Origin of the sequence: Burkholderia sp. BCC0322, assembly GCF_902833045.1 — a bacterium.
GTDB lineage: Bacteria > Pseudomonadota > Gammaproteobacteria > Burkholderiales > Burkholderiaceae > Burkholderia.
Genome location: NZ_CADFDU010000018.1, coordinates 1 through 25,025, shown reverse-complemented (window position 1 = coordinate 25,025; position 25,025 = coordinate 1). Strand labels below are relative to the sequence as shown.

The window sequence follows — 25,025 nt, the reverse complement described above, 5'->3', positions numbered from 1 at the left end:
GGGTGGCCAACAGATGATCTGTGATTTGGGTCCGGACATTGTTTAACGAATGTCGAGCGTTACCTCGATATACCAACGTTAGAATGCCAACAAGCATTCTATTTGATCAGACAGTCCGCTCCCTTAGCGAACCCGCACCAAGCCGCAAGCGACACGTGCTGCCACATGACGCGATCAATTGATGCACTGAGAGAATCCGTCCGACCAAGGATGGATTAACAAGATGTGAATAATGAAGAGAGGTTGACGTGGGCATTCGCGACACTTTCAATAATTTTGCAACGGGCGCAGTCGACTGGAATCAACGTCCCGTCGGCCTCAATTTCGGCCAGGCACAAGGCGCGTTGGGCCATTTGCTCGCGCTTCAGCACGCCGATATCCAGGAAGGGCTGATGACTGGCATCCACGGCGCGCTAACCTGCGTGTCGGCCCGTCACCACTTACCCCCAAAGCTGTTCATGGGCATGCCCGTCTCTGTTCAGATCGCCACCGATCGCGGGCAACAGCATTGCGTCAACGCGATCATTCGCGATGTTCAGGCAGGGCAAAGTGATGGTGATCTCTGCGTGTACCAGCTGACGGTATGTGATGCCTTGTCGCTAATGGACAAGCGCACCAATTCGCGGATTTTTCGCAAGAAAAATGTTGTCGATGTGCTCACCGTCATGCTGAGCGAGTGGCGAGATCGCAGCCCTGCGCTTGCACGTGCCTTTGAGTTCGATTTGTCCAATCTGAATCGCGATCGCTATCCCGCACGCGAACTGACACGACAGGTCAACGAATCGGACGCGAAGTTCATGCGTCGACTGTTGCGGCGCGATGGTATCACCGTGTTCGCTAAATCCGGGCCAGCCAAAGGTGCGAACGGCATCCCCAACGAGCCGCCGGTCCATACGCTGGTATTTTGCGACGATCCGATGCGGTTGCCCGAAGCGCCTGCCGGGGCCGTACGCCTACATCCGCGCGACGCCGGCACCGAACAGCGCGATACCATCACCTTGTTCGCGCTGCACCAGCAGTTGGTGTCAGGTGAAGCCAGTCGGCCGTCGTGGGACTACAAGAAGGCCCGAGTCGACCAATACAGCGTGCCTCTAGACCTCGATCAAGGCGAGGCGGGCAACGATCTTGCCCGGCTGTTGACCGACGTGGCCATCGATATCCCGCACGCGGGGGATTCGTGGGCAGACCTCGATCGCCTCACTCAAGCTCGCATCCATGCGCACCAGTTCGCCGCCGAGCGCGTCAACGGCGTAAGCAGCGTGCGCGATCTGGCAGTAGGCACGTATATCACTGTCACGGGCGACGTCGAGCTCGACATGCAATCTGTCGACCAGCGTCAGTTCGTCGTTACCTCCATCCGGCATGACATCTGGAACAACCTGCCGAAGGACTTGAGCGAACGCGCGCGAGCATTGTTTGAAGCGAGCCGCCATCTGTCTCAGGTTGAGCCAGCTTTGCCCGCATCGCTTAGCGACAGCAACGACACCCGTTACGAAAACACCTTCACCGCCGTCCGGCGCGGTGTGCCACTTACGCCGGCATACGATCCAGGCATTGATCTGCCACCCGTTCACCTGCTTACCGGCGTCATCGTCACTCACGAGGGTGAGGAGGTCGTATGCGACAAGGATGGCCGTGTGCACGTACAGCTCCAGGGGCTCAATCCGACCGATCATGAGCACGCAGCAGGCGCCGGCACCAACGGTGATGCCGGCGATAGCGTCCCGATCCGCGTTTCTACCAGTCTTGCTGGCGTGGGCTTCGGTGCTACCTTTCTGCCCCGTGCAGGCATGGAGGTCCTAATCGACTGCATCTCCGGTGACCCAGACCGCTTGGTTATTACGGGAGTCCTACCCAATGGCGTGAACACGCCGACCGCATTTACCCATACCGGATCACTGCCCGGCAATCGCTACGTGTCGGGCATCAAAACCCAGGAGATTAAAGGGCGGCGCTACAACCAATTGCGTATGGATGACACGCCGAACGAGATCAGCACCCAGTTGGGAAGTGAGCATGCGCATTCTCAGTTGAACCTGGGGAATCTGACGCACCCACGCGAAAACGGCCACGGTCAGGCTCGCGGCGAGGGTGCAGAACTGCGCACTGACGCAGCCGCAGCAGTTCGCGCCGCGCGCGGCATCCTGCTCACCGCCTATGCACGCACGCGTGCTAGCGGCGACCAGCTCGATCGCGACGAACTGATCACACTGCTCAGCGAGTGTTCGGATCTGTTTAAATCGCTCGGCGATTACGCTGGTCAGCACGGAGGCCAGGCCGCAGATACCACCGGCCAACAGGCTGTCGCTACCGCCTTCAAACAATGGCACGCCGGCGACGTCGACAAGGGCACGGCCAACGCCGGGGCTGCGCCGTCGACCAACGCATCCGCCCTGATGGCAATCGGTGCACCGGGCGGATCGGTCAACCTGACGCCCAAAACCCATGTGACCTACGCCGGAGAGAACGTCGATCAGGTCGCGCAGCAACACATGCAGTTCGTCAGCGGTCAGCGCCTCACTGCATCGGCCGGCCAAGGCGTTCACCTGTTTGGACGAGGCGAGGGGGTGCGCGCAATCGCGGGCGACGGGCCGCTCATGCTGCAAGCCCAGCAAGATAACCTGTCGGCCACCGCGAAGCAGGGCATCCAAATCACCGCGACCGATGGCGACGTGGTGATCAGCGGCAAGTCACTACGCCTTGTCGCCGAAGATGGCAGCTACATCAAGATCGGTGGGGGTGTTCGTGTCGGCTCGAACAGCGCGTTCACTGTCCACACCAACGGCCACGACTTCCTCGATGCCGACACCGATCATGTCGCCCCGCAGACCTTCGGCCAGGCTGGCACCGACCAGAAATTCCGGTTGCGCTATCCCGGTACCGACAGCAGTGATGGCGTGCATCCTGTACCGAATCGGCCATATAAAATCACGTTGAACAATGGGCAGGTGATTCAGGGCGTCTCCGATCAACAAGGACTGACCCAACTAGCCGCCAGCGACGCAATGCATATCGCCCACGTTCAGGTCTTCGACGCCCAAGGATAACGCACCATGCCGACATCACCCTCCCCGCGCGTGGTCAGCGAAAAGAAGGCCGTCACGCAACCCGGACGCCCCCAGGATGCCCACGTTAACGTCGATGTCCCGAATCGGTTGCCCTGCACCACGATTCTGATCCACGGCGTCAACGATCTCGGTACCGACTTCGGTACCGTTGAGGCTGGCCTCTGCGAAGGCCTCAATGACCGGCTTGGGCGCGGCGATCTCCAGGCGGCCGAATACAAGCACGGCCGCACTGCCAGCGACGACCCCAGCAAGAAACCCGTCACTGCCGCCGAACTTATGCAAGACCTCGATGACGTCCTCTATCGGCGTCAGGAGGGCGAAAAGACCCTCAGCCCCCTTATTCCCTTCTACTGGGGCGTGCGCGCAGGTAAAGATGATTTGCCAAAGGATCCCCAAAAGCAGACCGTCAACGGCCAATACGTCGATAAGTTCGGCAACCGGCTCGACGTGCACCGCGCCAAGAACGGCGGCTTCTTCGCCAACGCCACCACCGACATCCCCGACATGTTCGGCACGCATTTCTTTGGCGGGACGGTCACAGCGCTGCTCAATACCGCCCAGGGCGATCCCACACATCCGCTATACGAAGCCCCAGACCGCCACTACATGGTGCTGGCCGCAGTGCGGCTGGCAGCCTTGATCCGGCAGATCCGGATCATCAATCCTGACGAGACCGTCAACATCATTGCTCACAGTCAGGGGACCTTGATCTCGCTTCTCGCCCAGGCCTTCCTCATCAACGGCCTCGATCCGAACTCCTGCAGTGTCGGCGACCGACCGGCCGACACGCTGATCCTGATCGATTCGCCGTATTCGCTCGAACAGGAAAGCATGGAGCGCTGGACCCAGAGCGGCGGCGAACAACAAACTGCCTACGCGCGTACCAAAACCCTCGCCAATCTCACACAGCTAGTTGCGCAGGCGAAGCATGGCGCACCATCGCTCGACACGCTCAGCGCCGTCGATGCCCAGGGCAAAGTCGTGCGTGACAATCATGGCATTGCAGGCACCAAGTGGACATCGGGGAAGACCATGCGCCTGACAGGTCCCCAAGATGTCGTCGGCAATGCAGTACTCGCGTTCGCCGAGCGCGACAACCGGGGCAAGGTGTACCTGTATTTCTGTCCAGAGGATGCTACCGTGGCGCTAAACGGTGTCAATGGCATGGGCGCGGCCGGCCTGCCCGATTCAATCAGCGTCCAGGCGTCAAAAGCAGGAGCGAAACCCGAGTCAGTCCGGCTGCTGTCCGATGGTTTTCGTCAACGCGTGTTCACGCGTCGCTTGCGCAATGGTCAGCCGGTCCGCGTCGGCAATGCACCCGGCCCCTTCACGTTGCGAGAAAAGGGGGAAAGTGCGCATGGAACGTCCGGGTATGTCGAGACGCACTGGAAGCGGGCCGAAATTCCGGTCGGCACGGTTCGGACGATCAACGGCGAAGCGTTGCCGCCACCGTTCCCGCCGGAAATGCAAGCCAACGTGATTGACGGCACTCAGAATACCCCGTTGGACGGCAGTGCGAGTGAAGTCGAACCGGGCAAACAGGCACTCGATCAGCTCGAAGCGGAAGTTGCATTGAGTACGAATAGTGGCGTCGGAGCGTTACAGCAACGGCCTCAAACAATCGCGTGGCCAGCTTTCAACATCGGCGGCCGCGTCCCGGACACTCGTGAGGTCGAAAACGTACTCAACACGCAAAAGGCGTCCGACGATCAATGCCGAGTCCTGCGCGTGCAGCCTACTTTCCCGCCCCACGCCGGCAAGTTGCAGGTGTTACGCACCGAAACCCTCAACGAGGCCAAATTGCGCCTGATGAACCAGTTTCGAGCGAGTGACTCCTATCACTCCGCTGTCATGAGCGGCCGCCGCAATCATCGCTGCGCCACCGCCTTCGATGTCGCCATCGGCCAGGGCCGCGCCGTCGACGATCCCTATTGGGCGCCATTGCTGCGCATGATCGCCGATTGGCGTACGCCCATAAAGAAAGTTATCAGTGCCGGAAATGAACGCTATGCACAGCTTGACCACGTCACGCGTGAAATCGTTGAAGCAACCTGTCAGTACTACAGCGACGGGACATTTCCGCCCGACCGTCTCGTGCCCCACACACCACCGAGTCAGGTTGTGAGCGAAGTCTATAAGCAGCAGCAGGACTTCAAGAAGCAGGAAGAACAGCGCAAGAAGCAGGAAGAACAGCGGCTGGAAAAGGAACGCATCGAACAACGCAACCAGAAACTGAAGGCCCAGGCCGAACAGGTTAAATCACAGGTCCAGCAGGATATGGCACGGGCCCAGCAGGCCATTGGACAAAAAGTCGATGCCGCCCGGCAAGGCCTGAGTCAGACCGCCGAACAGGGCAAACAGGCCGTCAAGAATCTGATTGATAAATTCTAAGAACAATGACTTCCACACTTTCTACACGCCCGTCGGGCAGGCGACTACTGACCGCGTTGCTGATCGTCCTAGCGCTGGCCTGGAGCATCGTGCTCAAGCTGGTTACGATGAATGGCTATTTCTCTTGGGAGACGATATCGATGAATCAACGCGTACTGGTGTGGCTGTTACCGATCCTGCTGGTCACCGGTGCGATCGCAACCGGCTATACCATCTGGACGAGCCAGCACGCGTCGCGTCAGTCCGACCCGGTTGTGATGCAATCGGCAGTCGCACGCGAGGACACAGCAGCAGCAACTGCTGCCGCGCCACGCGATTCGCGATTCACCCTTGAAGTGCGCCGCTTCGGCGTCACGGTCGACCGATTCCGCCAGCGAGCACTGTTGATGCGGCTGGATGAGGCCGGCCCGAAAGGCACACTGCTGTTGCAGGATCCAAAGGAATACCCGTGGTCGAGCGATACACGCAGCACAGCGTACAGCCAACGATTAAATAACGTGTTTGGTTATACGTTACGGAACTGGACCGACTACTGGCCAATTCCGGTAATTGTGGCAGGGCCACCTCGCAATTCTGCCGATCCTCTTGCTAGCCGCATGTCTGGAGAGATCAGTGAAGCGGACAACGGTGCGGGCATCGGCAATACGTTGTACATCCGCCTCGATGAATTCCAGACTGAACATGGCGACGATGTAGTCGCGCGCGCATTCGATTTCTTCGATCGGCACCCTGATCTGCCCGCCGTTGTCTTGTTGATCGAGGACGGGCTCAATACTCGCGCATATATGCGCACCCCCGGTGGCGACTATCTCGACCAATCGAACAAAAATGGCAATTTTGTGCCAAAGCAGCCCGACAGTTTCGTTGCGCTGTTGGTGACACGCAAGGATCGGGTGGACCGCCTGATCCGTCCGTACGTCGTCGACGCCCCCGAAACGATCGACAACACCAAGACACAGTACGACGTGATCAAGCTGTGGAATTATTTTTGGACACTCCAAAAGGCATACTGGAGTGATAAAACGGTCCACGAGGAAATGCCGTGGGACTACTGGCAGGCAAAGCTGCCGGAGTTCTGGAAAACAACGCCGCTGAAAGCTCCGGAAGGGTTCAAGCCGAACCCGTGGGTACCGGTGCCGTGGACGACTTGGCAGTTGAAAGAGTACGACGACTGGCCCGTGCTCGCGTACCTGCACCGTCCAGTGCGCGTCGATCTAAGCGATGGCCACGGCGAGCCGCTGAAGAAAGGCGAGCGCCTCGAGAAGCTGAAAGGGGGCTGGCAAAACGCACTGCAAACTCTCACACCCGGCAATCAACCCGGTCGGATGTTCTACGATACGGGCGCGTCGACCAGCCAGCTCGCGCTACTAGTGCAGTCGCTGCACGACAACCCGCAGCATATCGATCTGGACGATCCGAAAGACGCGTTCGACATGCAGCGCCGCATTGGCGGCGACACGGGTACCAGCTCGACGTGGGTCCAGCTCGCGCTGGCGTTGATGACGGGTTATCAGGACGGCAAGACGAGCGCGCTGGTGAACCTGCGCGATCCGCTACACGCGACGATCGTGATGCTGAGTCCGCCCGACGCGGCGGCACGGCAGGCCAATCCACAGACCTTTAGCTGGGATTTCTAGTAATCGACGATTTGGAACAATCTCGTGAGTGAACACGATTTTTCAATTGTTGTTGCCGTTGGGCTATTATTAGCATCTCCCATATTGATTTTAATTTTCGCAATAGTTATTTATTTTTTAATAAAATCAAAAAGACGAATATTGGCCATCTTTTTTGCGTTTTTGATTACGCTACTGATTGGCTACGACATATTTTTTTTGCACGGGTTTCGAGAGGGCGCATCAATCGGCGCCGCGCTGAACGTAGGCAGCAGTACGCGGCGATGCTAATTCCGATGCAAGGAAAGTAACATCATGAGCGATAAAAATTATGTCGTCGAAGGCGACGAACATAGCCACGGAGGGCGTGTCCTTGCTGGTGCACCGCATTCGCGGATCAAGGGCCGGGCGATCGCTCGGCTGCACGATCCGGCAATCTGTGAAATCCACGGCCCGACCACGATCGCGAAGGTATCGGGGCGCGGTCGCTTCGGGGGAAGCCCGGCCGCGTGCGATGGTGACGAACTGGCTTGCGGTGCGAAGCTGATTGCGAGTCAGTCAAGCACGGGAGGCTGACTTTTTTGCGATCGCGATGAAGTTACTTGGATACCCCCTGCCGCACTACGAATACGAATCGGGAATGTTCGCCCACGGGCGAACCTAAGGTGACAAACCGCCTTCCGCTCAGGTAACCCCCATGCACGACGAAGTCAAGTTACGCGCCCTGTTAGCCGAAGCACTCACCAAGGGTTCGCAGACCAGCGATGAACGATACGCCCGCCTTCCTGTGCCCATCCGATACCGCGTCACTGGCGCTCCGGATGCGTGGAATGCGTGGTGGAAGGTACTCGGCCCCCAATCGAGCAAGTTGACCGAGTACCTTAGAAAAGACTCGATCGTTAGTCTGGTCGGATTATTCCGGGAAATGGCCGTGCGCCTGCTGCCCTACGGCACTCCCGACATGCCCCCCGACGAACTAGGCATGATCGCGTCGCACTGTGCGGTCTGGCAGGCGTTCGAATTGCGGAATGGAGCCATCTACGAACCGACGCCTCCCATGCATCGATTGCTCGACGCGACCTACATTGCCGACGACGTGCCGATCGGGATGGCCAAGTTGCCGGCAGACGCGGTATGCGTGATTCCCGAGCCTTCGTCATGGGGCCGCAACGACCGAAGCGAGGCAACCGTGCTGTTTAAGGGCATCGACGGGCTAGGTTGTGCGACTTGGACACGGCAACGAAAAGGCTCAAGTGCCGAAACGCTCGACGTGATCGAACTACCACTCTCCGATCCAGACAAGACGATCGGCGCATTACTCGATGAAGTGGCGGGCGAGTCCGAGCAGTACTCTTCCATCCGCACATATTTACGGCAGTCGGTCGATTACGCGATCAAGATGTTGTTGTTTCTGAGCACATCGGCTGCACACGTCCGGCGCGACGATGCTTTCAGCAACGCACCTCGCAACTTTGCAGGGCTAGGCAAACGCAAACGAGCAGAGAGGCTGCTTGAAATCGCCCATCTCTACGACCGCCATCTCGTCGGGCCGGCCGTGCTTGATGCCGATTCCATTGCATCCATACCGACAGATGAAACACACCGCAAGGTCAGAGGTCACTGGCGACGACCGCATTTCAAGATGCAGCCGCACGGCCCGAATTTCTCGCAACGCAAGCTGATCTTCGTTGGACCGACGATCGTAAGACCGGATCGTTTAGGAATGCAATGATAGAGCGACCGCGAAGGGAACGACAAGTGTACGGGACAGGCCGCTCTCCGCAGCGAGGATCTGCGGCCGGCGGGCCCCGCCCGGTACCGCGAGCAGGAGAAATTAGAGAAACTTCACCGCCATGGTGCCCATGTCAACGGGAGCTGGACGACCACTCATGAGAAAATTGGTCAGCCAAGTCTAGGGCGGCCACCCGAAAACCGGACACCTTCGCCGGCTGGCTTGGTGTTTCACGAAGGAGATTGCACAGAAGGGTGCCTCATTGCTCGACAAGAACAACGCTCGTCCGTCTTCGGCGTCGGCCAAATCCCGACCGTTCCAGCACAAGTCTCGCACTCCCCTTAAACAGCATCTTCGTTCCGACGCCTATGTCGCAGAGCGGCATCGAGCATCGCAATCGAGAGCAACCGACGCAGAACCGGGACGGCTCGATCATCTTCCCGATCTCCTATTTGCTCGTGCATCTGCCGAAGAGGCGACGAAGACACTGGCAGGACTGATTGTCCGGTGTGTTGATGCCAATCACCTGAATTCCGTTGATGAACTGATCCGGCATCCGTCCTTCGGCAGTGCAATGCTTCAAGAAGTCGTCCAATTTGCACGCCGCGACGCCGCTGCCTCTCTGCACCAGCAGATCGATGAACTGCAAAAGCAAGTCAAGGCAATTGAGGATGCCAGCGCTTTCCGTGTTGCGACGGCGCGCGCGGAAGAGCGGGAGCGTCAACATCAAGCCAAGAAGCGGGCAAGCGCCAAGATTGGTCCGGCTCAACAAAAACGTCTCGCCCACGCTCAGAAAAACAAGATTCTGGACGAGCTCACGCGCCGGGCGCGGAATGGCGAAGACTTCATGGGGCGGTCCATAAGCTCAGAATTGGCGGCACGTTTCAATGTGTCGTCCGCCCATGTCCGTGAACTCCGCAAAAAATGGTTGAGCGCGTCGAAACCAGAGAAACGCAACTGACGATTCGAAACTTGCGTTCGTGAAATCGAAAACGCGGTTGTCGATACGATACTTGCGTTTCGAACCTCATGCTTCGGACTTATCCCGTGCAAACCCGCACGGTCTCATCACTTCCGGAGCAAAGATGGAAAACACTTCGTCCCCGTCCATTCGCGTTGTGCGCATGCACGGCCTGCTTTGCCGTGTTGGTCTCAGCAAAAGCGAGATCTATCGGCGCATTCAGGCCGGCACGTTCCCCAAGCCAATTCCGCTTGGCGCGCGCGCTGTCGGCTGGCTCGAATCCGACATCAATACGTGGATTGACACGCAGGCGAAGCGAGGGCACGCATGAACACTGTCAGCATGATGGCAATTAGTCGAGGTGGTCCATATGGTCGCGCAATGGGCGTTGCCACGATGGCTCGCGATGCTGCGTACCGTCGCTGCAATGATAAGAAGCTTCGCCGAGTTGCAACCATTCTCGACGAGGTTGAGACGACTCTGTGGAATCAGGGTGACGATGCCCGTAAGCTTGTCGCCGTGGCCGTCACGCTCGCCGCGACGCTGATGCTCGAATCACCCCGCCTAGCGCCCGATCGACTGGGTGCGGCATCTGACAAACTCGTCCAAGCGATTATCGTTGCAGCGCACGATGCGGAGACATATCACCTCGAGCATAACCGCGACCTCCTGGCGGCATATCGCGCGATTTATAGCGATATTTACGCGAACTGCTCCGACTTTTCACGTCGCTCGGCAGCACGCGCTGTTCTGCGTGGTGCGGCGCTCGGCCAAACGGTCGCATATCGTGCTCCGTCGCGTGTCGACATCGATGCGATCAAGATGGCGATCGCCGCACTTAAGGGGGACGACCAAGTATGAGGTCGTTCCAAAGTTACTTGGCCATGCCTGCGTTACCAGGAATGTTGCGATTTGCGCCTCGTAGCGACGCGAGGTATCCTGTGAGCGTCGCTGAAACAACAGCGGCCCGGATTGGCGTCCGGAATCTGAAAACGGCGGACGACCGCCATCTGGCGGTATTTTTTCGTCCGCGCGTCAACGCACGCCTTCAATGGTCGGGCCTTGGCGGGGGTGCCTTCGGGCACGCCGGTTTCCGTTTTCGCCGGTACGCCAACTCCGCCATGTGCCCGGCCACCCCAATTGGCGTTGGGGGCCGGGTTCGTAACCACGAAAACGGAGGTCGCACCCAATGCGCCAGCCCTCGCACGCCCGTACCGGGCAGCAATCCCACCTCATCCAATCCATCGTCCGCGCAGCACTGCGCGACGCAGCAACCGCCAGCACGTATCAGGACGCGCTCGATGCAACCGGCGCGGCACTGGCTGCAATCGCGGCGCTCGTCCGTGCGGAGGTGCGTCATGGCTGACCTGCGCTGCAAGATCGGCGATCTGGCGATCGTCACGCAATGCGATGCACGCTCACGCATCGGCATGCTGGTCGAGGTGGCATCGGCTCGTCCGACGCCCGATCACGATTGGCGCGTGCGGATCTTGGGCGGCCCCGTCTCGGGGCGCAGCGTCTACGGTCGGCGGTCCGGCGAATTCACGCACGCAGCCGTCCACGACTGGAACCTCACGCCGATTCGCGGCGAAGCGGAGCTGGATTGCACGATCGACGTCGGGCAACTCCTCGCGTCGATTCTGGAGGTGCGCCATGTCTAAATACCGCCTGCCGCACGAAGTCACGATGATCGCCATGTGTGCGGCCCATCAGTTCGCCCAACTCGAAGCCTTGTTGGATGCTGTCCGTTCGCATCTTGCGGAGGGCACCTACGAGCGCGCGCTCGTCGACATGGGGCAAAGCGTTGCGAGCCGGTATTCGGCCGAAATGCGCCGTACTGCGCAGCCGGAGGTGTGCCATGACTGATCAGCGCATCCGAACCGCGGTTGTCGACGGATTCGACAACGCACCGCCGTTGGATACCGGGGCTCCGATCGAGCTGCAATTCGCCGTCGACCTCGGCGCGATCTGCGCCGACGCATGGCTCGACCTGAAAGGCGACGTGCGGCTGCACGACTACGCGGCACATCAAGCCGCCGCGTTCGCGCGCGGCATGGAAGCCGCCATGCAGGACGCAGGCGACGTCGACGCGCATCGTGTGACGATCAGCCGCCAAGCGTTCGCAGCCGGCCTGATGGGGCGCGTGCAACAGCACCTGTTCGCGGCGCTCGGGCTTGTTACGCGTGAACCGCGTACAACGCACTGAGGGGCGGTCATGGCGAAGACGAACAAGAATGCCGCGCAACCGCTCGCGTCGCACTTCGTGGCCGAGGTGAACCGCCCCGATCGCAACCGCATCGGCACGCGGATCAGTGACGCCATGGAGCTGCTGGACAGCCTGCATTGGGCGGCCGACAAGGCCATGTCCGATGACGACTACTGGCTTGTCCTGAGCCTGTTCCGCGCGTCCCTGCCGTCGATCGGCGCGGCGCTGGAGGCGGCCAACGACGCCCTTGGCGAGTCGCGGCTCGGCCGCTATGTCTACAGCAACGACGTCACGTCGGGCGGGGCCGTTCTGTCGGTGCCTCGCGCGGCCGGCTGACGCCGCGCCGCTAGGCATCGCCGCATCATTCAATTCTTCGCGCGTCGGGTAGCTGCTTTCCCGATATGGACTACTAATCGGAAGCCGACCGACGCGCGTCCAGTGGGAACCTATGAGTAACGCACCCATGTCCGAATTCGAGCGGGCGAGAGTCGCGCTCGGCTATGTTCCGCCCGACGACCGCGACACGTGGAGTCAGGTGGGGATGGCGCTCAAGGCCGAGTTTGGCGAGGAGGGCTTCGCCCTCTGGAACGAATGGAGCCAAGGCGCGCAGAACTACAACGGCAAGGACGCGCGCGATGTGTGGAAGTCGTTCAAGGGCGGCAAGATCACCATCAACACGCTGTTTCACCTCGCCAAGCTCGGCGGCTTCGATCCGCGCGCGCATCGGGCGAAGCCGGTCGATCCAGCAGAGCGCGAGCGGCAGAAGGCCGAGCGCGCGGCCCGCGAAGCGGCCGAGCTGGCCGAGCTGACCGAGAAACAGCAAACAGCGTCGGCGCTCGCTGAATCGATCTGGTCGGCGGCCGAGCCTGCGCCGGCCGATCACCCGTACCTCGTTCGCAAGCGCATTCCGGTCGACGCGCTGCGCGTCTATCGCGGTAGCTTGTGCATCGGCACGGCCGCATGCGACGGCGCACTCGTCATTCCGGCGCGTGACGCAGACGGCAAGCTTTGGACGCTGGAATTCATCCTCACGGACGGCCAGAAACGCTATCTGCCGAACGGCCGCAAGACGGGCTGCTTCTCGTTGATCGGCGGCCCGCTACCTTCCCCGCCGTCCACACTGCTGATCGGCGAGGGTTACGCCACGTGCGCGACGCTCGCGGCCGCGACGGGCTATCCGGCCGCCGTCGCGTTCGACGCCGGCAACCTGCACGCGGTCGCGACAGCGCTGCGCGGCCAGTATCCGGACGCTCGTATTGTCGTATGCGCCGACGACGATCACACGACGAAGGGCAATCCGGGCGTGACGAAGGCCCGCGCGGCGGCCGAGGCAGTCGCCGGCATCGTCGCCGTGCCCGACTTCGGTCCGAATCGCCCGGCAGCCGGCACCGACTTCAACGACCTGGCTGCGCACCTCGGCCCGGATGCGGTGACCGCCGCCGTGCGTGCTGCGCTCGCGCCGGCCGGCTCGGCTGACGTCGGCAAGGGCAAGACCGCTCCAGCCGCCGCGAAGCCCGCCAAGCGCCCGAAAACGGCCCGCGCGCAGGACGGCAAGTCGCGGTTCGTCGTTGACGACAAGGGCGTGTGGTTTCACGGCTTCAACAATCAGGGCGATCCGCTCCCGCCGCATTGGGTCAGTACGCGTATCGATGTGATCGCGGAGACGCGAAACGAAATGAACAGCGAGTGGGGCTACCTGCTCGAATTCACGGACCGCGACGGCATCCTGAAACGGTGGGCGGTGCCGGCCGGCCTCTTTGCCGGCGACGGCACGGAGCTGCGCCGCATGCTGCTCGATATGGGCGTGAAGCTCGGCGTGACGCAGATCGCTCGCACGCAGATCGCGAACTATGTGCAGATGGCGCAACCGGACGAGCGCGTGCGCTGCGTGCCGCGCGTCGGCTGGCATCACGGCGCGTTCGTGCTGCCCGATCGCGTCATCGGCACCGGCAAGGAGGCGCTGATCTATCAGGCCGATACGCCGATCCAGAGCCAGTTCAAGGAGCGCGGCACGTTGGACGACTGGCAACGCGAGGTTGCGGCCTACTGCGTCGGCAATAGCCGGTTGCTGTTCTGCGTCGCTACCGCCTTCGCTGGTCCGCTGCTGCATTTCTCCGGGCTTCAGTCGGGCGGCTTTCACCTGCTCGGCACGACGTCCAAGGGCAAGTCGACGGGCGGCGTCATTGCCGCGTCCGTGTTCGGCTCGCCCGACTATGTGCGGAGCTGGAAGGCGACCGACAACGCGCTCGAAGCCGTGGCCACGCAGCATAGCGACGCGCTGTTGATCCTCGATGAAATCGGACAGGTCGAGCCGCGCTTGGTCGGCGATGTGATCTACATGCTCGCGAATGAGTCGGGCAAGGCCCGCGCGTCGCGTAGCGGCTCGGCAAAGCCGGTGCTCACGTGGAGGCTGCTGTTCCTGTCGAACGGCGAAAAGAGCGTGTCCGCGCTGATGGCCGAGGGCAACAAACCCATGAAAGGCGGTATCGAGGTGCGCTTGCCCGCGATCCCGGCCGAGGTGGGCGAAATGGGCGTCGTAGAGAAGTTGCACGGCTTCCCGACGCCGGCCGCGCTGATCGAGCATCTAGAGCGGCACGCCGGCATGCATTACGGCACGGCCGGCCCCGCGTTCATCGAGTGGGCGTCGTCGCAGGCCGGCGAGCTGGCCGAGCATCTGCGCATGCGCGTCGATGAGCTGGTCGGGCAATGGGTGCCGGACGGCTCACATTCGCAGGTCGCGCGCGTCGCAAAACGGTTCTGCCTCGTTGCGGTGGCCGGCGAGCTGGCGACGGCGCACGGGCTGACTGGCTGGCCGCAGGGCGAAGCAGTCGAGGCCGCGCGTCGCTGCTTCGAAGGCTGGCTCGAACTGCGCGGCGGCACGGGCAATTCGGACGAGGCCGAAGCCGTGCGGCAGGTACAGCATTTCCTCGCCGCACACGGCGACAACCGTTTCGTGTGGATGAACCGGGCGCAGGACGACCATCGGCCGAACGTGCCGCATCGAGCGGGTTTCAAGCAGCACGTGAAGCGCGACGAGCGGCGCACGCCCATCGCCTCCGATCGCGAGTACTACGCCGAGTTCGGCGGCAAGATGAGCGCCGACGATGCCGAAAGCGTCGAGACGGAGTACCTGATCGAAGCGGCTGTGTTCCGCAAGGACGTGTGCGCCGGCTTCGACCACAAGATCGTCGCCAAGGCACTCATGAAGCGGGGCGTGCTGATGCCGCGCAGCGACGGCTATCCGTACCGGCAGGAGTACATCCCCGGTCATGGCAAGTTCATGGTCTATCGCGTGCTGCCGTCGATCTTCACGCTTGAGCTGTGAAATGCGCCGCCGCCGTCCCGGAGGGCGGTGGCGGGCATTCCTTTGCGCGGCATTTTGGGCCCGCGCGTCAAAGTTACTTTGAGCGATCCGCTCCAGATGGAACTGGGCGGGCGGTTGCCGCGAATCTTGCCTCAGCCGTAACAATCCAGCCCGGTTTATCTCCAGTATCTCCAGCGTTCTCCAAATCGTTTGGAGACACGCGAAGCCTTACCCGACAGGGCTTTGCGGCCGATTCAGGCGTTTATCTCCAAATCTCCAACTCGTTTTGCATCGAGCGGACAGGCGTCGACCGACTCGATCGATCGCGAAGCTACACGGGGCGCGGCTCTCCGGGATTCGAGGGGTGTCGGTAACGCGTTTTTGAGGGGGGTGTCCGCGATGCGTCCGGATCGGGCATTGTTGCGCGGTCTGCAAGTGTCGGGGTGGCCAGAAACCGGGGGACCCTGCGTCTAGGGCAAAGACGCGGGGGCTCACACCCGCGTTTTTTCTCTACTGACGGCAAACATAGGGGGGGCACATAATAATAAGGGGCCAAATCATCGGCTTACCCTATGCCTAGGCCGTTTCCGTTTTACTGGTGGGAAACGCACGGAAGGGGGTCATACTCGCAGCGGTACGGATCTATCTTGCCGCCGCGATCGGGATGATCTTCGCCCCACCCTGTTTGTCGAGATAGTCCGCCCACCACTGCATCATGCGGTGGCGCTCAGAAAGATACTCGGCATGGTTGTATGCCGCCCGCACGCCATCCTGCTCCGAGTGGGCGAGCTGGCGCTCGATCCAGTCGGAATTGAATCCCTTCTCGTTCAAGATCGTTGAAGCAAGACCCCGAAACCCATGCCCGGTCATGCGGCTGCGATAGCCCATACGGTACAGAGCGTACAGAATCGTGTTCTCGCTCATCTGCTGCAACGGTCTGCGGCTATTCGGGAACAGCCAGCGCCGGTGGCCCGTAAGCCCGCGCAGCTCGGAAAGCAGCGCGATCGCCTGCTCGGCGAGCGGCACGATATGCACGCGGCGCATCTTCATCTTCTCGGCCGGAATGCGCCACTCTCGGCGCTCCAAGTCGATCTCGGTCCACTCCGCCTGCCGCAGTTCGATAGTGCGAACGAAGGTCAATGCCAGGAATCGCAGAGCGAGCCGAGTCTCGGGCTCGCCTTCATAGGTAGCGATCGAGCGAAGCAGCTCCGGCAGCTCGCTTTCGCCAACTCGCGCCATATGCTTGACGGGCACCGCCTTCAACGCGCCTCGCAGATCCGGCGACGGATCTCGCTCGGCACGGCTTGTCGCGACGGCATAGCGAAACACTTGGCCGCATGTCTGCAACGTCTTGCGCGCGGTTTCGAACGCCTCTCGCCCTTCAATCCGTCGAATGACCGCGAGCAAATCCGGTGCACCGATCGACGAAATCGGACGCTGACCGATCAGCGGAAACACCTCCCGATCAAGCTGCTTCTTGACTCGGCTCGCGTGCGAAGCGCTCCATGTCGCTTGCTGCGCCTCGTACCACTCCAGCGCGACGGCCCCGAAGGTGTTCTGTGCGGCAATTGCGCGAGTCTGCTTCTCGACGTCGCGCTCGAACGCAGGGTTCTTCCCTTCGGCTAACAGCCGCTTCGCTTCGTCACGCCTCGACCGAGCATCAGCGAGCGACGTCGCGGGATAGTCGCCGAACGTCAGCAGGTTTTCTTTGCCATTGAACCGGTATTTGAGCCGCCATTTCTTCGAACCACTGGAGCGCAGATCGAGATACAGGCCGCCGCCGTCGAAGAGTTTGTTTCCCCCGGCCTCATCGAATCTGGCGTTGCGGCACTTGGCGTCGGTAAGAGGTTTGGTTTTCATTGTTCGTCGGGGGCACGGCATACCCCCAAATCCCGGAAGTCATACCCCGAATCTTACCCCCAAATTTTGGGGATGCCCCGGCCTCTCACGGGACGTCCTGAAACAAAAAACCCGCGTCAGCGCTAGGCTGGACGCGGGTTTTGGGACTTCCGGGTACTACTTGAAACTAGTGTTTGGTGCCGGCTGCAGGACTCGAACCCGCCACCTGATGATTACAAATCAACTGCTCTACCAGATGAGCTAAGCCGGCGTAGCGCGAGATTCTACCTCATTTCACGATCTTGAGGCGAGGTCTGCTGCCACCTTTTGAACCGTCGCCATCGCCGTCGGTTTTCGGCGGTTCGTCGGCGCCTTCGGAAGGCTCCTCGTTCGCGCCGCTGTCGGCCACCGGCGTCAACGCAGCAGGCGACTCGTCGCGCTGCGCATCATCCGGCTGCGCCGCATCTTCGTCGAACGCGCCCGAATCCGCGCCTTCACCCGCGACCGCATCGACCTGGAACGCCATGCCCTGCCCGTTCTCGCGCGCATAGATCGCGAGCACGTTGGCAACCGGAATCTCGATCTTGTGCGCCTTCCCGGAGAACCGGGCCGTGAACTCGATCCACTCGTTGCCCATCTGCAACTGGCTCGTCGCCTCGAAGCTGATGTTGAGCACGATCTCGCCGTCACGCACGAACTGACGCGGCACGCGCGTCGAGTTGTCGACCCTCACCGCGATATGCGGCGTGTAACCGTTATCGGTGCACCACTCGTACAACGCGCGCAGCAGATAAGGCTTCGTTGAAATCTCTTGCATCACAATCCTCGAACCCGGAGCGGGGGCGCGGCACGCCGCGCCGCCCTCTCCGTCATGCACTCATTGCACCATCAACGACGCATGACCTTTTCGGACGGCGTCAGTGCTTCGATGTAGGCCGGACGGCTGAAGATCCGCTCGGCGTACTTCATCAGCGGCGCCGCGTTCTTCGACAGCTCGATGCCGTAATGATCCAGACGCCACAGCAGCGGCGCGATCGCGACGTCGAGCATCGAGAATTCCTCGCCGAGCATGTACTTGTTCTTCACGAAGATCGGCGCGAGCTGCGTCAGGCGATCGCGGATCGCGAGGCGTGCCTTCTCGTGGTTCTTCTCCGCTGCCTTGCCCTTCTCGTTCTCGAGCGTGCTGACGTGGACGAACAGCTCCTTCTCGAAGTTGAGCAGGAACAGGCGTGCACGTGCGCGCTGCACGGGGTCGGCCGGCATCAGTTGCGGATGCGGGAAGCGCTCGTCGATGTACTCGTTGATGATGTTCGATTCGTACAGGATCAGATCGCGCTCGACCAGGATCGGCACCTGACCGTACGGGTTCATCACCGAAATGTCTTCCGGCTTGTTGAACAGGTCGACGTCACGGATTTCGAAGTCCATGCCCTTCTCGAACAGCACCAGCCGGCAACGCTGGGAGAACGGGCAAGTTGTGCCGGAATACAGAACCATCATGTTTGCGTTTCCTCAAAAAAGCCGAGGGCCGGCACGCGGCGAACTCCATCCGGGGTTCCACCTTGCGCCGGCCCCACGCCGGTCAGGCGTGATTACTTGATATCTTTCCAGTACGCGGCATTGAGCCGCCAGGCCAGGAAAGTCAGGACACCGAGAAAGATCAGCACCCATACGCCGAGGCGTTTGCGAGTCTGCTGAGCCGGCTCGGACATCCAGGTCATGTACGCCACCAGGTCGGCAACCGCAGCATCATAATCCACCGCGGACAATGTCCCCGGTGTGACCTGCTGGAAGCCGACGAGCGTATGAACCTTCTCGCCCGTCTCCTCGTCCGTCTTGTCTTCGAATTTGGCGGTGCGCTGCCCCTGCAGCTGCCACAGTACATGGGGCATGCCGACGTTCTCGAACACCGCGTTGTTCCATCCGGTCGGCCGCGTATCGTCGCGGTAGAAGCTCCGCAAATACGTGTACAGCCAGTCTCGGCCGCGTGCACGCTCCTCGACCGACAGGTCGGGCGGCGAGGTGCCGAGCCAGTTCTTCGCGTCTTCGGGCCGCATCGCGACGGACATCGTGTTGCCGACCTTGTCGGTCGTGAACAGGAGATTCTTTTCGATCTCCTTCTGGGATATGCCCAGATCCGTCAGGCGGTTGTAGCGCATCAGGTTCGCGCTGTGGCAGTTCAGGCAATAGTTTACAAACAATTGCGCGCCGTGCTGAAGCGAAACGAGATTTTCCGTGTTATCGGGCGCCCGGTCGAGCGGAAAATTACCTTCCGCCCGAATCGCCGGCGCCGCCAGCAGCGCACACGCGGTCGCCCCGATCAGCGCGAGTGTCGAAAGCAGTTTCTTCATGTCGTTCTCTCCTCGCTCACGTTAATGGGGCTTGAAGCGCACCCGCTCCGGCGGCTGCTTGAACGTGCCAAGCGGCGTCCAGACGGGCATGCCGAGGAAGAACGCGAAGTAGATCAGCGCGCAGGCCTGCGCGATCAGCGTCGAGGCCGGGGAGGGTGGCCGCGTGCCGAGGAACCCGAGGGTCAGGAACGCTACGACGAAGATCCCGAGGAACACCTTGTGGAACAACGGCCGGTAGCGGATCGACTTCACCGGGCTGCGGTCGAGCCACGGCAGGAAGAACAGCGTGATCACCGCCGACCCCATCACGACGACGCCCCAGAACTTCGACTCCGTCAGGTACATGAACACGACGATCGCCGCGGCCAGCACCGGCAGGCCTGCTTTCCACTTGCCGCGGGCGCGGATCAGCGCGAGCACGCCGAGCAGCGCGATCACGATCATCAGCACGATCTTGAACGGGTCGGTGGTCGCGCGCAGCATCGCGTAGAACGCGGTGAAGTACCAGACCGGCGCGATCTCGGGCGGCGTCTGCAGCGGGTTCGCCGGGACGAAGTTGTTCGCCTCGAGGAAGTAGCCGCCCATCTCCGGCGAGAAGAACACGATCAGCGCGAACACCATCAGGAAGCCGCACACGCCGAGGAAATCGTGCACCGAGTAGTACGGATGGAACGGAATGCCGTCGAGCGGAATGCCGTTCTCGTCCTTCTTCGCCTTGATCTCGATGCCGTCCGGGTTGTTCGAGCCCACTTCGTGCAGCGCGACGAGGTGCGCGATCACCAGGCCGACCAGCACGAGCGGAATCGCGATCACGTGGAACGCGAAGAAGCGGTTCAGCGTGACGTCCGACACGACGTAGTCGCCGCGAATCCACAGCGACAGGTCGGGGCCGACGAACGGGATTGCCGAGAACAGGTTCACGATCACCTGCGCGCCCCAGAACGACATCTGGCCCCACGGCAGCAGGTAGCCGAAGAACGCCTCGGCCATCAGGCACAGGAAGATCGCGCAGCCGAAGATCCACACGAGTTCGCGCGGCTTCCGGTACGAGCCGTAGAGCAGCCCGCGGAACATGTGCAGGTAGACGACCACGAAGAACATCGACGCGCCCGTGGAGTGCATGTAGCGGATCAGCCAGCCCCACGGCACCTCGCGCATGATGTACTCGACCGACGCGAACGCGAGCGTCGAATCGGGCTTGTAGTTCATCGTCAGGAAGATGCCCGTGACGATCTGGTTGACGAGCACCAGCAGCGCGAGGGAGCCGAAGAAGTACCAGAAGTTGAAGTTCTTCGGCGCGTAGTACTCGGAAACGTGCTTCTTCCAGGTGGACGTGAGCGGGAAGCGCTGATCGATCCAGCCGGTGAGACCTGTCGTGGAGACTTCCTTGTTGTCGGCCATCACGCTTCTCCTTTCTCGTCCTTGCCGATCACGAGGGTCGTTGCCGACGTGAACATGTAGGGCGGGATGTCGAGATTCTGAGGCGCCGGCTTGTTCTTGAACACACGGCCGGCGAGGTCGTAGGTCGAACCATGGCACGGGCACAGGAAACCGCCCGGCCAGTCGTCCGGCAGGTTCGGCTGCGGACCCGGCGTGAAGCGTTGGCTTGGCGTGCAGCCGAGGTGCGTACACACGGCCATCACAACGAGGATGTTCTTGCGATCGGCTCGCGAGCGATATTCGTTCGCGCAATATGCGGGCAACGGCATCGTATAGGGCTTTTCGGTGGTCGGATCGGCCACTTCCTTGTCGGCCTTGACCACGTCGGCGAGCATCGCGTCGGTGCGGTTCAGGATCCACACCGGCTTGCCGCGCCACGGCACGGTCACCATTTCCCCAGGCTTCAGCCCGCTGATGTCGACTTCGACCGGTGCACCGGCCGCTTTCGCTTTCGCGGACGGCGCAAGCGACGCCGCGAAAGGTATGACGGTGGCTACGCCTCCCACGCCACCTGCTACGGATGTCGCAATCAGCCAGGTACGGCGGCCGCTGTCGACGCGTTTGTCTTCCTTGTCTCGCATCACACGCCCCACTTCTGAGTTGGATTTTCCGTCACGACTTTCCATTCCGCCGCTAGTTTGCGCGAATGGAGTCGTCATTTACAAGGCCCGGAGATGAAAATCCCTTCGAAGTGTTTGATAGTTAAGGGTTTTCCCCCACTATCGGAGCGATTAAATCATTTCACTTTTAAGCATTCGCTACATTGTGAAATTTCGATGCGCTGCCGCAAATCCGGCATTCAGACGGGATTATGGATATCGATAAAAAGGTGTTCGATATCGAATTCTTCGGACAAGTGGGCGCCAAGTGCCTGGATTCCGTAGCGCTCGGTTGCATGGTGCCCTGCCGCAACGAACGCGACGCCGCTCTCGGCGGCCGTGTGCGTCACGTATTCGGACACCTCTCCGGTCAGGAACACGTCCGCCCCGGCGTCGATCGCCGCATCGAAATAGCTTTGCGCGGCACCGGTGCACCACGCGATGCGGCGCAGCTGCATGTCCGGATCGCCGAGCACGAGCGGCGTGCGGCCAAGCGTGCGCTCGACCTTCGCAACGAAGTGCTCGAGCGTGACGGGCATCGGCAACGTCGCCATCCAGCCGAGGTCGCCTTCGCCGAAACGCTGCTCGCCGATCAGGCCGAGCCGCTCGCCGAGCTGCGCGTTGTTGCCGAATTCGGGATGTGCGTCGAGCGGCAGGTGGAACGCGAACAGGTTCAGGTCGTTCGCGAGCAGCAGCTTCAGGCGCTGGTACTTGCGACCCGTGATCTGCGGCGCCTCGTTGCGCCAAAAACTTTTTGGGGTGATCTACAGCCACCGCCGAGAACAATATTCTCAAGCCGTGGCTGTAAATCACCTCCTTTCTCTTTAAAAATCATGGACTTAGCTCCAATCGGTTGAAAGTGGACGGTTGACTCTCATTGGGCAAATTTGCTAGAATTTTTGGGCAAATTTACCACCAATTCACCCAACAAATCACCCAATAGGACAGCCGATGGCAACAGCTAAAACACCGAACAACAAGCCACCAAGAGGGATACAGGTTGTTCAGTGGACTAATGGAGATGGTAGCACTACTACGAAATACCGTGTTCGTATTTCTCGTAAAGACTACCAAGGAAAAAAGAATAATTATTTTGACAATCTTAAAGAAGCAGTAAGTTTTCTTACCCTATCAAAACTTGAAAAAGGGAAAGAGCTTATCTATTCAATCAGTGAAGAAGAACGACAAAAAGCAAGAAAAGAAGCTATCAAAGAAAAAGAAGGAAAAGACTTTACCTTTGAATATGTAGCAAAAAGATGGCTACAAGACGAAGCCTTTAAAGACGAAGGCTTTAAGAGAATAGACATTGACGACAAAGAAGCCCTAAAAGCATTGCCAGAACTCAAAAGAAGAAACCTAGCAATGAAGAAGGCTTTTATCAATAAAATCTGTTCTGTATCCATTCCCGATAGATATATTACCAATGAAGAAAAAGAAGCAATGGGAATAGGACACGAAAAACTTACCTATCGTCTTTTTGGTAAGTTTGATATTAGAACAGAGATTAGCAAGATTGATATTAATAACTATATCAAATCACGACTTGAAGGCGATGCTAAAAATAAAGCAGTCAAGCCCGTTAGTGTAGTTCGTGAAATCACATTTATTTCTAATGTCTATAACAACCTTGAAAATATTGACGAAGCTTACGAAGACATTAGGAATGTAACCAAAGAGTATAATAAGAAACTTTTACAAAACACCATTAATTATAGAAAACGAGTTTTAACAGAAGAAGAAGAAAGCAAATTTTTAGAAGTCATTAGCACCTACTCCAATAAACAATTAGCTGATATTTGCCGTTTATCTTTGCTAACAAGTATGAGAAGGTCCGAAATTATTTATCTAAAACATTCACAAATTTTTGATGATTTTAGACGTATCCATTTGACCACAACAAAAAGTGGACGACCAAGGGATGTATATTTAGACGAAACAGCCAGAGAGTTTTTACGAAATTTGAAGCCAGCAAAAGAAGCAGAAAAAGATAGATTTTTTACCTATACTATTATGGGCTTTGGTCGTGTCTTTTCTGGACTAATGAAAGCCAACAATCTTGAAGATATTCACTTTCACGATTTAAGAAGAACCAAAGTATCTAAAATGCTTTCTGTTGGTGGTGAAGGCAATACAATGCTTATTGCCAAATTGTTAGGTTTTTCAAGTGTGAGAAAATTTGAAGAAATTCACACCAAAGGAAACACTAATTTATCCACACAACAAGGGATGCTTAATTCTAACGGTCATAATAATGAAGTCAGTTATAAACATTACTTAAACCCAATACTTACCGAGGTTGACAAACTGGCTAAATTAAAGTTTTTGAGAGCCAAAAAGAAAGAACAATCATTGTCAGCAGAAGAAGAAAAAGAGCTTTTAAACCTACTTTTAGAACTAACGGAATAATAAAAAACTTTACATTAAAAAGATAAAAAAAGTGTTGACGATCTCTTTCCTATGAACGATGATGACACCTATCAACAAGAACAGTCTTGTTGAAGTCCAACCGACAAGGTTTTTTCTTTAAGGAGAATTTTCAAATGGCTACTCTGCAAGAACTGTTAACCAAGGTTCAAAATGGCACTGCTACTGCTACCGATTATGAAGAGCTTTCCAAGATTTCAAAAGCAGAAGCAGACACCAAGAAAAAGGCAGAAGCACAAGCCAAAACCTTGATTGATACTATCAAAGATGCCAAGATTGAACCACAAATCTTGACTAATCTTTTGGCAAGTGAAGGTTTGATTATTCTCCCGAAAACTGCCACCACAGAAACGAAGGTGGTTATTGTTGAGGAAGCAATCAAAACAAAAGAAGGTCGTAGCTCTACTTTCAAGGTTTGGAAAGGCAGGGATTGTAAAGCACTCACAGCAGATGCTAAAACCTATTGGACGAACCTTAAAGGCAAAGGCAAGGACTACTTTATCAGCAAGCTCAATGCCGAAGGTAAAGCCTACTACGACACCGACGAAGGCAAGAAATACATTGATGGTTTGTTCGCATAAACAGATCTACCAACAAAAGAGCCACCTTTTAGGTGGCTTTTTTTTGGTCAAAGTCATAAGGAAGAACACAGGAAAGAAATCAAGAAAATCAATCAATCATATCTAACCTTTTAGTGATTTTATAATGACTTGTCAACATTTTAGGATTAAATCTTTCAATCTTTTGTTTATAGCTTTCTGTTCTCAATCTTTCCAAAATTGACAAAATGTTCTTTTGTTTCTCAAAGTCAGTTATATAGATGAGATTAAATTTATTGTCGCACTCACCCACCAAGACACCAGAACGACCGACACCCATAGCTTTTATACCGTAGCCAGGGCAATCAATAAACTTAAACAATCCTATTTTATCACTCACATAAAAAGGTTTCTTTGCCATTGTTCCCATTGTTTTTTCTCCATTGTCTTTAATCATATTAAAAGAAAAGATAGAAAAAGCAATAAAAAAAGCCCTTTAATTTCTTAAAGGACTTGATTTTTGGTTTTGTTTTCTTATTATTATTTTATCAGAAC

At 58.3% G+C, this 25,025-nt stretch carries 23 protein-coding genes, 1 tRNA gene and 1 pseudogene; 16 read left to right on the top strand and 9 right to left on the bottom strand.

Annotated features, from left to right (window positions below; genetic code table 11):
• Window positions 1-248: 248 nt before the first annotated feature.
• From HWX39_RS32225 to HWX39_RS32160, 14 genes are all read left to right on the top strand, one after another.
• A complete protein-coding gene (locus HWX39_RS32225) occupies window positions 249-3,047 on the top strand; it encodes a type VI secretion system Vgr family protein (protein ID WP_244135135.1) in 2,799 nt (932 codons plus the stop codon).
• A 6-nt stretch (window positions 3,048-3,053) separates the two neighbouring features.
• The gene (locus HWX39_RS32220) at window positions 3,054-5,459 is read left to right on the top strand and encodes a DUF3274 domain-containing protein (protein WP_175971642.1); all 2,406 of its coding nucleotides are present in this window, start codon (window positions 3,054-3,056) and stop codon (window positions 5,457-5,459) included.
• A 5-nt stretch (window positions 5,460-5,464) separates the two neighbouring features.
• Entirely contained in the window at window positions 5,465-7,096 is a 1,632-nt protein-coding gene (locus tag HWX39_RS32215) for a DUF2875 family protein (protein ID WP_175971641.1), read from the top strand.
• A gap of 294 nt (window positions 7,097-7,390) precedes the next feature.
• Complete coding sequence (locus HWX39_RS32210) at window positions 7,391-7,651, top strand: PAAR domain-containing protein (protein WP_175971640.1); 261 nt, start codon at window positions 7,391-7,393, stop codon at window positions 7,649-7,651.
• Between the two features lie 121 nt (window positions 7,652-7,772).
• On the top strand, window positions 7,773-8,807 hold the full coding sequence (locus HWX39_RS32205) for a hypothetical protein (protein WP_175971639.1): 1,035 nt from the start codon (window positions 7,773-7,775) through the stop codon (window positions 8,805-8,807).
• Window positions 8,808-9,069: 262 nt separating this feature from the next.
• On the top strand, window positions 9,070-9,768 hold the full coding sequence (locus HWX39_RS32200) for a DNA-binding protein (RefSeq protein ID WP_175971638.1): 699 nt from the start codon (window positions 9,070-9,072) through the stop codon (window positions 9,766-9,768).
• A 124-nt stretch (window positions 9,769-9,892) separates the two neighbouring features.
• Complete coding sequence (locus tag HWX39_RS32195; protein ID WP_175971637.1) at window positions 9,893-10,099, top strand: AlpA family phage regulatory protein; 207 nt, start codon at window positions 9,893-9,895, stop codon at window positions 10,097-10,099.
• The gene (locus HWX39_RS32190; RefSeq protein WP_175971636.1) at window positions 10,096-10,629 is read left to right on the top strand and encodes a hypothetical protein; all 534 of its coding nucleotides are present in this window, start codon (window positions 10,096-10,098) and stop codon (window positions 10,627-10,629) included. The genes HWX39_RS32195 and HWX39_RS32190 overlap by 4 nt, the downstream gene beginning before the upstream one ends.
• A gap of 328 nt (window positions 10,630-10,957) precedes the next feature.
• Window positions 10,958-11,134: a hypothetical protein gene (locus tag HWX39_RS32185; protein ID WP_009964272.1), complete on the top strand. Its 177-nt coding sequence runs from the start codon at window positions 10,958-10,960 to the stop codon at window positions 11,132-11,134.
• Window positions 11,127-11,429 carry a hypothetical protein gene (locus HWX39_RS32180; protein WP_175971635.1) on the top strand — a complete coding sequence of 101 codons (303 nt, stop codon included), beginning with the start codon at window positions 11,127-11,129 and terminating at the stop codon, window positions 11,427-11,429. Before HWX39_RS32185 ends, HWX39_RS32180 begins: the two co-directional genes overlap by 8 nt.
• Window positions 11,422-11,634 carry a hypothetical protein gene (locus tag HWX39_RS32175; RefSeq protein WP_175971634.1) on the top strand — a complete coding sequence of 71 codons (213 nt, stop codon included), beginning with the start codon at window positions 11,422-11,424 and terminating at the stop codon, window positions 11,632-11,634. Before HWX39_RS32180 ends, HWX39_RS32175 begins: the two co-directional genes overlap by 8 nt.
• A complete protein-coding gene (locus HWX39_RS32170; protein ID WP_009908645.1) occupies window positions 11,627-11,974 on the top strand; it encodes a hypothetical protein in 348 nt (115 codons plus the stop codon). The genes HWX39_RS32175 and HWX39_RS32170 overlap by 8 nt, the downstream gene beginning before the upstream one ends.
• Window positions 11,975-11,983: 9 nt before the next feature.
• A complete protein-coding gene (locus HWX39_RS32165; RefSeq protein WP_175971633.1) occupies window positions 11,984-12,310 on the top strand; it encodes a hypothetical protein in 327 nt (108 codons plus the stop codon).
• Between the two features lie 127 nt (window positions 12,311-12,437).
• The gene (locus HWX39_RS32160; protein ID WP_175971632.1) at window positions 12,438-15,299 is read left to right on the top strand and encodes a DUF927 domain-containing protein; all 2,862 of its coding nucleotides are present in this window, start codon (window positions 12,438-12,440) and stop codon (window positions 15,297-15,299) included.
• A gap of 621 nt (window positions 15,300-15,920) precedes the next feature.
• On the opposite strand, the gene HWX39_RS32155 is transcribed toward HWX39_RS32160, so the two are convergent.
• The 8 genes and pseudogenes from HWX39_RS32155 to HWX39_RS32120 all read right to left on the bottom strand — a co-directional run.
• Entirely contained in the window at window positions 15,921-17,138 is a 1,218-nt protein-coding gene (locus HWX39_RS32155) for an integrase arm-type DNA-binding domain-containing protein (protein ID WP_175971631.1), read from the bottom strand.
• A 174-nt stretch (window positions 17,139-17,312) separates the two neighbouring features.
• Window positions 17,313-17,388 (bottom strand) — tRNA-Thr (locus HWX39_RS32150).
• A gap of 18 nt (window positions 17,389-17,406) precedes the next feature.
• Window positions 17,407-17,934 carry a ClpXP protease specificity-enhancing factor gene (locus HWX39_RS32145; RefSeq protein WP_175971630.1) on the bottom strand — a complete coding sequence of 176 codons (528 nt, stop codon included), beginning with the start codon at window positions 17,932-17,934 and terminating at the stop codon, window positions 17,407-17,409.
• A 71-nt stretch (window positions 17,935-18,005) separates the two neighbouring features.
• A complete protein-coding gene (locus tag HWX39_RS32140) occupies window positions 18,006-18,617 on the bottom strand; it encodes a glutathione S-transferase N-terminal domain-containing protein (RefSeq protein ID WP_006400565.1) in 612 nt (203 codons plus the stop codon).
• A gap of 92 nt (window positions 18,618-18,709) precedes the next feature.
• Entirely contained in the window at window positions 18,710-19,468 is a 759-nt protein-coding gene (locus HWX39_RS32135) for a cytochrome c1 (protein ID WP_175971629.1), read from the bottom strand.
• Window positions 19,469-19,489: 21 nt separating this feature from the next.
• Window positions 19,490-20,872, bottom strand: coding sequence for a cytochrome bc complex cytochrome b subunit (locus HWX39_RS32130; protein WP_175971628.1), 1,383 nt, complete (start codon window positions 20,870-20,872; stop codon window positions 19,490-19,492).
• Window positions 20,869-21,489 (bottom strand): ubiquinol-cytochrome c reductase iron-sulfur subunit, encoded by a 621-nt coding sequence (petA, locus tag HWX39_RS32125; RefSeq protein WP_175971702.1) that lies wholly within the window; start codon window positions 21,487-21,489, stop codon window positions 20,869-20,871. The genes HWX39_RS32130 and petA overlap by 4 nt, the downstream gene beginning before the upstream one ends.
• A 218-nt stretch (window positions 21,490-21,707) precedes the next feature.
• Window positions 21,708-22,256, bottom strand: a pseudogene (locus HWX39_RS32120) (Nif3-like dinuclear metal center hexameric protein); the annotation flags it as partial.
• 202 nt (window positions 22,257-22,458) lie between these two features.
• Here HWX39_RS32120 and HWX39_RS32115 point away from each other — a divergent pair.
• Entirely contained in the window at window positions 22,459-23,913 is a 1,455-nt protein-coding gene (locus HWX39_RS32115; protein WP_175971627.1) for a site-specific integrase, read from the top strand.
• Window positions 23,914-24,047: 134 nt separating this feature from the next.
• On the top strand, window positions 24,048-24,512 hold the full coding sequence (locus tag HWX39_RS32110) for a hypothetical protein (protein WP_175971626.1): 465 nt from the start codon (window positions 24,048-24,050) through the stop codon (window positions 24,510-24,512).
• A gap of 88 nt (window positions 24,513-24,600) precedes the next feature.
• Here HWX39_RS32110 and HWX39_RS32105 read toward each other — a convergent pair whose 3' ends face one another.
• Window positions 24,601-24,900 carry a hypothetical protein gene (locus HWX39_RS32105; protein ID WP_175971625.1) on the bottom strand — a complete coding sequence of 100 codons (300 nt, stop codon included), beginning with the start codon at window positions 24,898-24,900 and terminating at the stop codon, window positions 24,601-24,603.
• Window positions 24,901-25,025: the final 125 nt, after the last annotated feature.

Bases quoted from the DNA above. Each gene is read 5' to 3' on its own strand.
- HWX39_RS32220 (WP_175971642.1), top strand. From the start codon at position 3,054: ATGCCGACATCACCCTCCCCGCGCGTGGTCAGCGAAAAGAAGGCCGTC.
- HWX39_RS32215 (WP_175971641.1), top strand. From the start codon at position 5,465: ATGACTTCCACACTTTCTACACGCCCGTCGGGCAGGCGACTACTGACC.
- HWX39_RS32210 (WP_175971640.1), top strand. From the start codon at position 7,391: ATGAGCGATAAAAATTATGTCGTCGAAGGCGACGAACATAGCCACGGA.
- HWX39_RS32205 (WP_175971639.1), top strand. From the start codon at position 7,773: ATGCACGACGAAGTCAAGTTACGCGCCCTGTTAGCCGAAGCACTCACC.
- HWX39_RS32195 (WP_175971637.1), top strand. From the start codon at position 9,893: ATGGAAAACACTTCGTCCCCGTCCATTCGCGTTGTGCGCATGCACGGC.
- HWX39_RS32190 (WP_175971636.1), top strand. From the start codon at position 10,096: ATGAACACTGTCAGCATGATGGCAATTAGTCGAGGTGGTCCATATGGT.
- HWX39_RS32185 (WP_009964272.1), top strand. From the start codon at position 10,958: ATGCGCCAGCCCTCGCACGCCCGTACCGGGCAGCAATCCCACCTCATC.
- HWX39_RS32180 (WP_175971635.1), top strand. From the start codon at position 11,127: ATGGCTGACCTGCGCTGCAAGATCGGCGATCTGGCGATCGTCACGCAA.
- HWX39_RS32175 (WP_175971634.1), top strand. From the start codon at position 11,422: ATGTCTAAATACCGCCTGCCGCACGAAGTCACGATGATCGCCATGTGT.
- HWX39_RS32170 (WP_009908645.1), top strand. From the start codon at position 11,627: ATGACTGATCAGCGCATCCGAACCGCGGTTGTCGACGGATTCGACAAC.
- HWX39_RS32165 (WP_175971633.1), top strand. From the start codon at position 11,984: ATGGCGAAGACGAACAAGAATGCCGCGCAACCGCTCGCGTCGCACTTC.
- HWX39_RS32160 (WP_175971632.1), top strand. From the start codon at position 12,438: ATGTCCGAATTCGAGCGGGCGAGAGTCGCGCTCGGCTATGTTCCGCCC.
- HWX39_RS32155 (WP_175971631.1), bottom strand. From the start codon at position 17,138: ATGAAAACCAAACCTCTTACCGACGCCAAGTGCCGCAACGCCAGATTC.
- HWX39_RS32145 (WP_175971630.1), bottom strand. From the start codon at position 17,934: ATGCAAGAGATTTCAACGAAGCCTTATCTGCTGCGCGCGTTGTACGAG.
- HWX39_RS32140 (WP_006400565.1), bottom strand. From the start codon at position 18,617: ATGATGGTTCTGTATTCCGGCACAACTTGCCCGTTCTCCCAGCGTTGC.
- HWX39_RS32135 (WP_175971629.1), bottom strand. From the start codon at position 19,468: ATGAAGAAACTGCTTTCGACACTCGCGCTGATCGGGGCGACCGCGTGT.
- petA (WP_175971702.1), bottom strand. From the start codon at position 21,489: ATGCGAGACAAGGAAGACAAACGCGTCGACAGCGGCCGCCGTACCTGG.
- HWX39_RS32115 (WP_175971627.1), top strand. From the start codon at position 22,459: ATGGCAACAGCTAAAACACCGAACAACAAGCCACCAAGAGGGATACAG.
- HWX39_RS32110 (WP_175971626.1), top strand. From the start codon at position 24,048: ATGGCTACTCTGCAAGAACTGTTAACCAAGGTTCAAAATGGCACTGCT.
- HWX39_RS32105 (WP_175971625.1), bottom strand. From the start codon at position 24,900: ATGGGAACAATGGCAAAGAAACCTTTTTATGTGAGTGATAAAATAGGA.